This window comes from Polaromonas sp. (assembly GCF_039932935.1).
GTDB lineage: Bacteria > Pseudomonadota > Gammaproteobacteria > Burkholderiales > Burkholderiaceae_C > Polaromonas.
This window is the reverse complement of record NZ_JBDTPB010000143.1, coordinates 26,455-38,329: the sequence shown is the minus strand read 5'-3', so window position 1 is coordinate 38,329 and position 11,875 is coordinate 26,455. Positions and strand designations below refer to the sequence as shown.

The following is an 11,875-nucleotide window of genomic DNA, read 5'->3' as shown; positions in this document are numbered from 1 at the left end:
ATTCAGCCGTGGCCCGTTGCGTTGTCCATGTTCAGTGCACAGTTCACTGATTTTGCACCCAGCAAGGTGACACAAACCTGCGGGTCAATACCAATCAGATAGCCTCGGCGGCCGCCGTTGATGGCAATGTGAGGCAGGGCCAGCACGCTTTCCTCGATGTACACGGGCATTGCCTTGCGCGTGCCGAAAGGCGATGTGCCGCCGACGAGATACCCGCTGTGGCGGTTGGCGACCTCGGGTTTGCACGGCTCAACCGACTTGGCGCCGATCTGCCGCGCCAGGTTTTTTGTCGACACCTTGCGGTTGCCGTGCATCAGCACCAACAAAGGTTTGGCATCCTGGTCCTGCATGACCAGCGTCTTGATAACGGTGAAGGGGTCAAAGCCCAGCACCTCGGCGCTGTGCTGGGCGCCGCCATGCTCGAGGTACTCGTAGGGGTGTTCGGTGAACGCGACTTTGCTGGCCCTCAGCAAGGCGGTGGCCGGTGTTTCGCTGACGTGGTCTTTCTTGCTCATCGCTGTACTTCCGTCCAAGTGCCGGCGCGGAACCGGCTTTGCCGGGCCGCAGCGGGCGCCCCCTGGGGGGCAGCGCCGCAGGCGCTTCGGGGGAGAGCCATTTCTAGAGCGCGGGGTCCCGCAGCTCCCAGCGGATTTTGTCGATCTCGGCCAGCACTTCAGCAGAGAGCTTGGTGCCCCAGGCGTCCAGATCTTCATCCAGCTGCGCGACCGAGGTCACACCGATGATGGTGCTCGCGACCTGCCACTTGGTGTAGCAGAACGCCAGTGCCAGCTGCGTGGGCGTCAGTTTGTGGTCACGTGCCAGCGCGTTGTAGCGCCGCGCGGCGGCCAGCGCCTCGGGCCGGCCCCAGCGCTGCTTGCGTACGGACTCAAATTTGCTGATGCGTGCGTCTTTGGGCGCAGCCGGGCCTTCGGTGCCCGACTCGTCGTACTTGCCCGTCAGCAAGCCGAAACCCAGAGGTGAATAAGCCAGCAGTGACACGCCCAGGCGGTGCATGGTTTCGTCCAGGCCGTTTTCCACTGTGCGGTTAATCAGGCAATACGGGTTCTGTACGGTGGCCACGCGCGGCAGCTTGTGCTGTTCAGCCAGGCGCACGAACTCGTGCACACCATAGGGGGTTTCATTGGAGAGCCCGATGAAACGCACCTTGCCGGCTTTCACGAGTTTGCCGAGCGCTTCGAGTTGCTCGTGGATCGATGTGACCGAGCGCTCCTGTGCGGGGGTGTAATACAGCGCGCCGAAAGCCGGCACATGGCGCTCAGGCCAATGGATCTGGTAGAGGTCGATGACATCGGTTTTCAGCCGCTTCAGGCTGGCATCGCATGAGGCCAGGATGTCGGCGGCCGTCATGCCGCCGCCTTCGCGCACCCATGGCATGCCGCGCGAAGGGCCGGCAACCTTGGTGGCAAGCACCAGCTTGTTGCGGGCCGAAGGATTTTTCGCAAACCAGTTGCCCATGATGGTCTCGGTCGAGCCGCAGGTCTCTGCACGGGCCGGCACGGAATACATCTCAGCCGTGTCCAGGAAGTTGACACCGCGCTCGAGGGAACGGTCGAGGATGGCGTGCGACGTCGCTTCGTCCACCTGCTCACCAAATGTCATGGTGCCCAGGCAAATGGGCGTTACCTGAAGGTCGCTGGAGCCGAGTTGAACTTTATTCATGGAGAAATCACGTTGGGTTTAAGAGGCACCGTGCGGCCAAGAGCGCTGCGCGGAATTCACGGAACGGCTAGTTTAAGGGCTTCGAAAGCGGCCTGCAGAGTGTCCAACTCGCGCCCTTGTCTTACAACTGCTCACCTTTTGCCTGCCTAGTATTCACACACCCGCGTTTTAAGCGCAGCTGATTTGAATTGAGACCGACAAACGTTCTTCGTCATTCCCATATCTAAATCAATATCTACATTCACTTTCCGAGGAGCATTTCATGAACAAACTGACCATCACATCCATTACTTGTGCAGCGCTGGCTGCATTGACCATTTCTGGCTGCGCCAACATGAGCGAAACGCAGCAAGGCACCGCCAAGGGTGCCGGCATTGGCGCCGTAGCAGGTGCCGTTTTGGGCGCGGCCACGGGCGGCTCCAAGGGCGCAGCCACAGGTGCCGTATTGGGCGGTGCGGTAGGTGCCGGCGGCGGCTACATCTGGTCCAAGAAAATGCAGGACCAGAAAGCAGCCATGGAACAAGCAACGGTCGGCACCGGTGTGGCCGTCAGCCAAACCACCGACAACCGCCTGAAGCTCGACATCCCCAGTGACGTTTCTTTTGATGTGGGCCGTTCCGCCATCAAGTCCAACTTCGCGCCCATCCTGAATCAGTTCGCCACCAGCCTGAACCAGAACCCGGTGACGACGGTGACCATCATCGGCCACACAGACAACACCGGCTCCGATGCCATCAACAACCCGCTGTCCATCGACCGTGCCGACTCGGCCCGCGACTACCTGGTCAGCCGCGGCGTGGCACGTACGCGCATCGTGACGGACGGCCGCGGTTCGCGCGAGCCTGTTGCCGACAACAACACACAGGCCGGCCGCGACAAGAATCGCCGCGTCGAAATCTACGTGGCTGAGCAGGTTGCTGGTAGGTAACTGGCACACCCCTATTGACGCTCACTGCGTGTAGCGTCCTTTCCCCTTGCAGGGGACAGGCGCCTTGGGACTGGCAAAGCCAGCTCCCGGCCCCTGCTGGCCCATGAAAAAGCACCTTCGGGTGCTTTTTCATGGGTGCTTGATTGTCAGCCTGCAGATTTCTTGAAGCGCTCTTCTTCTTGCAGCCGAAGCACACGCCGTTGCACCTTGCCAGTGGTCGTCATCGGCAGCGCGTCGATGAATTCGATCTCTTTGGGGTACTCGTACGGCGCCAGCATGGTTTTGACGTGGGCTTGCAGCGTGGCGGTGAGTCCATCATCAAAACGGGCTGTACCGCCCGGATGACGGGCGCGAGAAGCTATCAAATCAGGAGCAAGCACCACGTAGGCTTTGACCACCGCGCCGCGCTCGCGGTCTGGTTTTGGTACTACGGCAGCGTTGGCGACCGCTGCGTGCTTGACGAGGCAGTTTTCGATTTCGCCGGGGCCGATGCGGTAGCCGGCCGCCTTGAACACATCGTCGGCGCGGCCTTCGTACCAGAGGTAACCTTCGGCGTCCCGGCGCGCCAGGTCGCCGGTACGGCACCAGTTGCCGGTGAACTTGCCGCGGGTAGCCGACTCTTTTTTCCAGTAGCCCAGAAAGAAGATCGGGTCGGGGTCGCCATTGATGTCGTAGCGGTTGACCGACACATCGCCCGGCACCCCCACCGCGCATTCGTTGCCTTCGTCATCAATCACCGCCACGCGATGGCCCGGATAGCCTTTGCCCATGCTGCCCGGCCTGGCCGGCCAGAAGCGACTGCAGTTGCCGACCACATAATTGATCTCGGTCTGGCCGAACATCTCGTTGACGGTTACGCCGAGCTGCTTCTGGCAGTAGTCAAATACTGCGTCACCCACCGCCTCGCCAGCGCTCATCATGGCTTCGAGCTTGAGCCTGAAATGCTGCTTCGGTTTGGGGTAGGCCTTCATCATGGCTTTGAGCGCCGTCGGAAACAAAAATGTGTGCGTCACGCCCTGCTCTGCCATCAGCGTGAACGCGAGCTCCGGGCTGAAGCGACCGTTGAAGGCGACGATGGGCCGGCCAAAATACAGGCTCGGCAACAAGGCATCCATCAGGCCGCCTGTCCACGCCCAGTCCGCCGGCGACCAGAACACCGCGTCGGATTTTTTGTTCGCCTTGCCGTCAAAGCCGAACCAGTTCTGGCTGCAAATAAAGCCCGGCAGGTTGCCGACCAGCGCGCGATGCGGCAGCAGTGCGCCTTTGGGGGGGCCCGTAGTGCCACTGGTGTAGATCAGGATGGCGCCCTCTTCGGCTTTGGTTTGGACGGCAGTGAACGCACCGCGTTGCGCCGCAAGCGCGCATTCACGCTCGTAGTCCAGGTCGCCCTTGCCCCGGGCGGCGCCAGCGGCAAGCACCGTGCGCAGCGCCGGGCACCGGCCGCGCACCGTGTTCAGGCTGTCAATGGAGCTTTCGTCGCAAATGGCGAGCACCGCATCGCTGTCTTGCAGGCGGTATTCCAGCGCCTCGGGGCCGAACAGCATGGACAGCGGCATGGCCACGGCGCCCATCTGGAACACCGCCATATAGGCCACCGCCGTTTCAAACCGCTGCGGCATCACGATGGCGACGCGGTCACCGCGCTGTACGCCCTGCTGCGCCAGCACATGGCTCAGCGCATCGGCCTCTTTCTGCAGCTGTGAATAGGTATAAAAAATGGTTGCAGCGCCCGGCTGATGAGCGCGAACAGCTATTCTTTTTATAGCGCCCGGCGCAGCGCCTTCTGCCCTGGCCCAGCGGCTGCAGCACACCTCGGCAATGTTGAAATGCGTGTTGAGTTGCCAGCGAAAGCAGGCATGAAGCGCCGCATACAGGTCAACCGGCCCGCCTTCCGAGGGTTTCCCGCTGCCGTCGGGTTTGTCGCTGCTTTGACTGCGCTTCAATGCATGTCTCCTTATCATTGGCATCCAATGTACAAAGAAAAACGATCATCGCGCAGCGAGTTTGTCCCTATACGCGGGCTCAGCTACCACGTGCGCATCTGGCAAACACCCAAGACCGACGCCACGGCCGCCAGCGCCGGACCGCCCCAAGCAAGGCCAGCCCCTCCTTTCGGGCAAAGGGGCAGCGAATCACCGGAGGTACACGCAGTGGAGAGCGTGGGGGTGCCACTTGTCCTGGTTCACGGCTGGATGGACGTCGCGGCCTCCTACCAGTTCATGGTCGACGCGCTGTCGGACGCCTTCGTCAGTGGACGGACCATCATCGCGCCGGACTGGCGCGGTTTCGGGGAAACGGGCTCGGGTCCGGCGGGCAGCCCTGCTGACAACTACTGGTTCGCCGATTACCTGGCTGACCTTGATTTTTTGCTCGACCACTACGCGGGCGAAAAACCCGTTGACCTGGTCGGCCACAGCATGGGCGGCAACGTGGCCATGCTGTACGCCGGCGTGCGGCCTGAACGCATTCGCCAGCTGGTCAACCTGGAGGGCTTCGGCCTGCCGCCCACCCGGCCTGAGCAGGCGCCTGCGCGCTACGCCCAATGGATGAACGAGCTCAAAAGCCTGCACCGGGGCGAGCTCGCGCTCAAAGCGTATGCCGATGTGTCCGGCGTAGCCCGCCGCCTGATGAGAACCAACCCGCGCCTGTCAGCCGACAAGGCCGACTGGCTGGCCAGCCATTGGGCCAGGCCGAATGCCGAGGGAAGATGGGAGATTTTGGGCGAGGCTGCCCACAAAATCACCAGCGCGCAGCTTTACCGGGTTGACGAAGCCCTGGAAATTTACCGTTGCATCAGCGCCCCGGTGCTGGCTGTTGAGGCGTCCGACGATTCCCTGTCGCAGTGGTGGAAGGGAAAATACTCGCTGGCCGAGTACCACGAACGGTTGCAGCAGGTGCGCGAGGCCCGTGTCGCTGTCATACAGGATGCCGGTCATATGCTGCACCACGACCAGCCCGAACAGCTGGCAACACTGATTGAGGGCTTTCTCGGCTGAAAGCCCCTGCGTCATGAGAAAATGACGGGTTACGCCGCCTGTTGCGGCCACCATCATTTCAGGACAGCACCATCATGGACGCAGAACGCATCAACCTCATCAGCAACCAGCTCGTGGACCTCAGCAACCGGGTCAACGAGCTTCGGGGGTATCTTTGACTACCCTGCCAAAGAACGAAAACTGAACGAAGTCAACGCCGCACTGGAAGACCCGAAAGTCTGGGACAACCCCAAGCGCGCGCAAGAGCTCGGCAAGGAAAAGAAATCGCTGGAAGACGTCGTCCATGTGATTGACCGCCTGAGCTCCGAGCTGGCCGACAACACCGAACTCTTCGAGATGTCCAAGGCCGAAGGCGACGAAGCCGGCATGCAGACCATTGAAGGCGAAGCTGCCAAGGTGGCCGGTGAAGTCGAGAAGATGGAATTCCGCCGGATGTTCAACAACCCGGCCGATCCGCTGCCCTGCTTCCTGGACATCCAGGCCGGCGCCGGCGGCACCGAAGCCTGCGACTGGGCCAGCATGCTGCTGCGCCAGTACCTCAAGTACGCCGAGCGCAAGGGTTTCAAGACCACGGTCGAAGATGAATCCCCGGGAGACACCGCCGGTATCAAGGGGGCGACCATCAAGATCGAGGGCGAATACGCCTTTGGCCTGCTGCGTACCGAAACCGGCGTGCACCGCCTGGTGCGCAAATCGCCGTTTGACTCATCGGGCGGGCGCCACACCTCGTTCGCCTCGGTGTTTGTCTATCCCGAGATCGACGACTCCATCGAGATCGAGATCAACCCGTCGGACGTGCGCACGGACACCTTCCGCGCCAGCGGCGCCGGCGGCCAGCACATCAACAAGACCGACTCGGCCGTGCGCCTGACGCACATCCCGACCGGCATCGTGGTGCAGTGCCAGGACGGCCGCAGCCAGCACAGCAACCGCGACGTGGCGTGGAAACGCCTGCGCTCGCGCCTGTATGACTTCGAGCTGAGGAAGCAACAGGAAGCCCAGCAAAAACTGGAAGACACCAAGACCGACGTGGGCTGGGGCCACCAGATCCGCAGCTACGTGCTGGACAACAGCCGCATCAAGGACTTGCGCACCAATGTCGAAGTCTCCGCCACCCAGAAAGTGCTGGATGGAGACCTTGACGTGTTCATTGAGGCCTCGCTCAAGCAAGGCGTGTAACGGAAGGCTTTCCGCTGCACCCGCAAAAGTTTTAACCATGTTCAGACGTTTTTCAGGAATTACCCATGCTGCAAATGCTTGATGGAGCTAGCCCCGGCACCGCGGTGGTCATCAACCGCGCCGACTACGTCGCGCCCGCTTACTGGATAGACACGGTCGAGCTGTGCTTTGACCTGGACCCGCAAAAAACGCGCGTGCTCAACAAGATGAGCCTGCGCCGCAACCCGGACGTGCCGGCCCAACCCCTGAAGCTGGACGGCGAAGAGCTCAACCTCTCGCGCGTGCTGGTCAACGGCCAGGGCACCTCGTTCAAGATGGAAGGCAACCAGCTGGTGCTGGAGAACCTGCCCGAAGGCACCGCGCCTTTCGAGCTCGAAATTTTCACCACCACCTGCCCCGCCAAGAACACCAAGCTGATGGGCCTGTACGTCAGCAACGACTCCTTCTTCACGCAGTGCGAGGCCGAAGGCTTCCGGCGCATCACCTACTTCCTGGACCGCCCGGATGTGATGGCCAGCTACACCGTCACGCTGCGCGCCGACAAGGCACAGTACCCCGTGCTGCTGTCCAATGGCAACCTGGTGAGCCAGGGCCCGCTGGAGCCCGGACCCAACGGCGCACGCCACTTCGCCAAGTGGGTAGACCCGCACAAAAAGCCGAGCTACCTGTTTGCTCTGGTGGCCGGCCAGCTGGTCAGCCGCGAACAGCGCATTACGTCGCGTGCCGGCAAACAGCACACGCTGCAGGTTTATGTGCGCCCCGGTGACCTGGACAAAACCGAACACGCGATGACCTCGCTGATGCATTCGGTCGCCTGGGACGAAGCCCGCTTCGGCCTGCCGCTAGACCTGGAGCGTTTCATGATCGTCGCCACCAGCGACTTCAACATGGGCGCGATGGAAAACAAGGGCCTGAACATCTTCAACACCAAGTACGTGCTGGCCAACCAGGCCACCGCGACTGACGTTGATTTTTCGAACATCGAAAGCGTGGTCGGCCACGAGTACTTCCACAACTGGACGGGCAACCGCGTCACTTGCCGCGACTGGTTCCAGCTGAGCCTCAAGGAAGGCCTCACCGTGTTCCGCGACCAGGAGTTTTCACAGGACCTGTGTGGCGAGGCATCGGCCCGCGCCGTCAAGCGCATTGAAGACGTGCGCGTGCTGCGCACCGCCCAGTTTCCTGAGGACGCCGGCCCCATGGCCCACCCGGTGCGACCGGACAGCTATGTCGAGATCAGCAACTTCTACACCGTCACCATTTACGAAAAAGGCGCTGAAGTGGTCCGCATGATGCAGACCCTCTGCAGCAATGCAGAGTCCGATCCTTTGGGCCGCGATGGCTTTGCCCGCGGCATGACGCTCTACTTTGAGCGGCACGACGGCCACGCCGTCACCTGCGACGATTTCGCACAAGCGATTGCCGACGCCAATCCGATGTCGGACCTGGCGCGCTTGCTGCCGCAGTTCAAGCGCTGGTATAGCCAGGCCGGCACGCCGCGCGTGCGCGCACACGGCGCATATGACGCCGCTGCGCGCACGTACACACTCGCGCTGTCGCAAAGCTGCATGCCGACGGCAGGGCAAGCTGTCAAGGAGCCGTTTGTCATTCCAGTCGGCCTGGGCCTGCTGGGCGCGGACGGACAGGACTTGCCGCTGCAGCTGGCTGGTGAAAGCCAGGCGCCGGCCCGCACCCGCACCGTAGTGCTGACGCAACCCACCGAAACGCTGACCTTCGTCAACATCGATGCCGAGCCCGTCCCCTCCATCCTGCGCGGCTTCACTGCCCCTGTGGTGCTGGAGTTTGATTACACCGACGCCCAGCTGCTGCACCTGCTGGCGCATGACAGCGACCCCTTCAATCGCTGGGAAGCCGGCCAACGCCTGGCGGTCAATCGCGCTATCAAATCCATAGCTGCTGGCGCAGGCCCCGTAACGTCTGCAGTGCTGGATGATGCTTATCTGGACGCGATGCGCCAGGTGCTGCACCACCCTTCGCTCGATTCGGCATTCAAGGAGCTGGTGCTGACGCTGCCATCCGAAACCTACCTGGCCGAGCAGCTTGATGTGGTGGACCCGCAGCGCATCCACGCGGTGCGCGAAGCCATGCGCCTGCAACTGGCCACGGTGCTCGCAGCCGACTGGGAGGCCATCTATGAGGCCAATCACGACACCGGTGCCTACACGCCTGACCCCGTCTCCAGCGGCCGCCGCGCGCTTGCGGGCATGGCGCTGACCCACCTGTGCCTGGCCGCGCAAAGCACCGGTGATGCGGCCTGGCCCGGCAAGACGCTGCAGCGCTTCAAGGATGCCGGCAACATGACCGATCGCTTCAACGCGCTGGCTGCCCTGGTCTCCAGCGGCCATGCGCTGGCTGCGGAGGCACTGGCGCTGTTCCATGCCATGTTCAAGAACGAAGCGCTGGTCATCGACAAATGGTTCGGCCTGCAGGTCGGTGCGCCTGACCGCGGCGGCAACATCCTGCCCGCGGTGAAGCAACTCATGAAACACGCCGACTTCAGCTTGCGCAACCCCAACCGCGCCCGCAGCGTGGTCAGCACTTTTTGCCAAGGCAACCCGGCGGCTTTCCACCGCGCCGATGCCGCCGGCTACGTGTTCTGGAGCGACCGCGTGATGGAACTCGACGCCATCAACCCGCAAGTGGCAGCCCGCCTGGCACGCGCCCTGGACCGCTGGAGCAAGCTGGCCGAGCCCTACCGCAGCGCCGCGCGCGAGGCCATTGCCCGCATTGCTGCCAAGACCGACCTGAGCAAGGACACGCATGAAGTGGTCTCTCGCGCGCTGGCTGACTGACCGGACGGCGGCGCCCAAGGCCGCCACACCCGCCGAACAGTTCGCCCAGCGCTTCAACCCGCTGCGCGAAACCGTGTACGACGCGGACGCCATGTTCAGCGGCTCGACCATGTCCGAAGACCTGGCAGCACTGCGGCCGCTGGCTGAAGGCTTTGGCGCCGAGTCCACGGAGCTGGCCGAACTGTTGTGGCTTCAGTTCGTCGTCTACGGCAAGCGCCAGATGGACGACGAAGGCCTTCCCTTGGGGCTGCGTGCCCTGGCCATTCGCACAGCACCTGGAAAGCTTGGCCCTTCAGATCGCTACGAACAACATTACGCTATCGGCAAATCGGCTCTGCGGGCCGAAGACTACGACAGCGCCATCGAACACCTGCGTCAGGCCGCCCAATGGGCAGACCACGAAGGCGCCACGCTGAGCATCGACCAGAAACTGGGCATCCGCGAAGAGATCGGCTATGCCTTGCACGAAGCAGGGCGCTTTGCCGAGGCACTGGCGCAAAACCAGCAATTGTTGGCGGATGCGCTCGCAGCTTTCAGCTCCGAAACGGACGCGCGCCTTTCGGGCCTTATCAACAACCTCGCGCAGAACGCCTACGAACTGGACGATCACGCCCAGGCACAACGCTACCTGCAGCAGCGCCTGGCACTGGGGCAGGCCCTGAAAGACGACGGCATCGTGCTCGACACCCTGTTTCAGCAGGGCGTGCTGGCGCACGAGAGCGGCAATGGCGCCCTTGCCCACACCCTGTTCCAGCAACGCGTGGCTATCGCCCAGGCCAGCGGCGACGAAGACCTGATCGAAGAAGCAGAGGCCACCCTGGCCGAGCTGGCCGAACGCGAACAGCCGCAGTAATTCTTAAAATCACCCGCCAAAGGACACACACCTATGAGCTCCCGCATATCTCTTACCCGCTACCTGGTCGAAAAGCAGCGCATGGACGGGCACATCCCCTCCCAGCTGCGCCTGCTGCTTGAAGTGGTGGCCCGCGCCTGCAAAAGCATCAGCCAGGCCGTCAACAAGGGCGCGCTCGGCGGCGTTCTGGGCACAGCCGGCAGCGAGAACGTGCAGGGCGAAGTACAAAAAAAGCTCGACATCATCGCCAACGAGGTGCTGATCGAGGCCAACGAATGGGGCGGCCACCTGGCGGCCATGGCGTCGGAAGAAATGGACAGCATCTATGTGGTGCCCAACCGCTACCCCCAGGGCGAATACCTGCTGCTGTTTGACCCACTCGACGGCTCCAGCAACATCGACATCAACGGCAGCATCGGCACCATCTTCAGCGTACTGAAAAAGCCGGAAGCACAGACCGGCGTCGAAGAAAAAGATTTCCTGCAACCCGGCAACAAGCAGGTCGCGGCGGGGTATTGCATCTATGGCGCGCAGACCACGCTCGTTTTGACGGTGGGAGACGGCGTCGCCATGTTCACGCTGGACCGCGAGCAGGGTTCCTTCTTCCTGATCGAGGAAGACGTGAGGATTCCGGCCGACACCAAAGAGTTCGCCATCAACATGAGCAACATGCGCCACTGGGACGCCCCGGTCAAGCGCTACATCGACGAATGCCTGCAGGGCCAGGAAGGCCCACTGGGCAAGGACTTCAACACCCGCTGGATCGCCTCCATGGTGGGCGATGTGCACCGCATCCTTTGCCGCGGCGGCATTTTTCTGTATCCCTGGGACAAACGCGAGCCAGAAAAGGCCGGCAAGCTGCGCCTGATGTACGAAGCCAACCCCATGAGCTGGCTCGTCGAGCAAGCCGGCGGCGCATCCACCAACGGCAAGCAACGCATCCTGGACATCGTCCCCGGCAAGCTGCACGAGCGCGTCAGCGTGATCCTCGGCTCCAAAAACGAGGTCGAAAGGGCGACCTCCTATCACTCCGGGCTATAATCACGGGCTGTATTTCAAAATAAGCCGGTGTAGCTCAGTCGGTAGAGCAGCTCATTCGTAATGAGAAGGTCGGGTGTTCGATTCATCTCTCCGGCACCAATTGAAGCCCCTGTTTCGCAAGGAACAGGGGCTTTTTCACGTGGTCGATCTGTAGCCGGCGAGCGCCTATTCGAACGCGCGCATCGGTGCGTCCACCGCCGAGTTTTACCCCAAGCTCTCCCTGAGCGGGCTCATCGGCAGCGCGGGACTTCGGTGTCCGGCGGCAACCTGTTCAGCAAGGGCACCACGGCCCAGCGGCGGTTAAGTCGCACTGAGCTTGAGGAGCGCTGCCGCACCTAAATCGCACCTCCGCCATTTCTGGCACGCGCCGGGCGTGAGAAGATAG

9 protein-coding genes and 1 tRNA gene are annotated in these 11,875 nt (G+C 62.3%); 7 read left to right on the top strand and 3 right to left on the bottom strand.

What is annotated here, in order from left to right; translation table 11 throughout:
* Positions 1–2 precede the first annotated feature (2 nt).
* Positions 3–515 carry an aminoacyl-tRNA deacylase gene (locus ABI546_RS21470; RefSeq protein ID WP_348050058.1) on the bottom strand — a complete coding sequence of 171 codons (513 nt, stop codon included), beginning with the start codon at positions 513–515 and terminating at the stop codon, positions 3–5.
* A gap of 103 nt (positions 516–618) precedes the next feature.
* Positions 619–1,680, bottom strand: coding sequence for an aldo/keto reductase (locus ABI546_RS21465; RefSeq protein WP_348050056.1), 1,062 nt, complete (start codon positions 1,678–1,680; stop codon positions 619–621).
* Positions 1,681–1,942: 262 nt separating this feature from the next.
* Here ABI546_RS21465 and ABI546_RS21460 point away from each other — a divergent pair, with 262 nt between their 5' ends.
* Positions 1,943–2,608: an OmpA family protein gene (locus tag ABI546_RS21460; RefSeq protein WP_348050054.1), complete on the top strand. Its 666-nt coding sequence runs from the start codon at positions 1,943–1,945 to the stop codon at positions 2,606–2,608.
* Positions 2,609–2,754: 146 nt separating this feature from the next.
* Here ABI546_RS21460 and ABI546_RS21455 read toward each other — a convergent pair whose 3' ends face one another.
* Positions 2,755–4,569 carry an AMP-binding protein gene (locus ABI546_RS21455; RefSeq protein WP_348050100.1) on the bottom strand — a complete coding sequence of 605 codons (1,815 nt, stop codon included), beginning with the start codon at positions 4,567–4,569 and terminating at the stop codon, positions 2,755–2,757.
* A gap of 9 nt (positions 4,570–4,578) precedes the next feature.
* Between ABI546_RS21455 and ABI546_RS21450 the strand changes: the two genes are divergently transcribed.
* The 6 genes from ABI546_RS21450 (at position 4,579) to ABI546_RS21425 (ending at position 11,589) form a co-directional block, all read left to right on the top strand.
* Entirely contained in the window at positions 4,579–5,604 is a 1,026-nt protein-coding gene (locus ABI546_RS21450) for an alpha/beta hydrolase (RefSeq protein WP_348050052.1), read from the top strand.
* Positions 5,605–5,678: 74 nt separating this feature from the next.
* Positions 5,679–6,783, top strand: a protein-coding gene (gene prfB, locus ABI546_RS21445; RefSeq protein ID WP_348050050.1) for a peptide chain release factor 2 whose coding sequence is annotated in 2 segments (ribosomal slippage) — positions 5,679–5,759 and positions 5,761–6,783 — 1,104 coding nt in all. Because the reading frame shifts where the segments join, the coding sequence is not laid out codon by codon here.
* A gap of 65 nt (positions 6,784–6,848) precedes the next feature.
* The gene (pepN, locus tag ABI546_RS21440) at positions 6,849–9,596 is read left to right on the top strand and encodes an aminopeptidase N (RefSeq protein ID WP_348050048.1); all 2,748 of its coding nucleotides are present in this window, start codon (positions 6,849–6,851) and stop codon (positions 9,594–9,596) included.
* Positions 9,565–10,449 carry a tetratricopeptide repeat protein gene (locus ABI546_RS21435; protein WP_348050046.1) on the top strand — a complete coding sequence of 295 codons (885 nt, stop codon included), beginning with the start codon at positions 9,565–9,567 and terminating at the stop codon, positions 10,447–10,449. Before pepN ends, ABI546_RS21435 begins: the two co-directional genes overlap by 32 nt.
* 33 nt (positions 10,450–10,482) lie before the next feature.
* Positions 10,483–11,490 carry a class 1 fructose-bisphosphatase gene (locus ABI546_RS21430; RefSeq protein WP_348050044.1) on the top strand — a complete coding sequence of 336 codons (1,008 nt, stop codon included), beginning with the start codon at positions 10,483–10,485 and terminating at the stop codon, positions 11,488–11,490.
* Positions 11,491–11,513: 23 nt separating this feature from the next.
* A tRNA-Thr gene (locus ABI546_RS21425) sits at positions 11,514–11,589 on the top strand.
* The last annotated feature ends 286 nt before the right edge of the window (positions 11,590–11,875 follow it).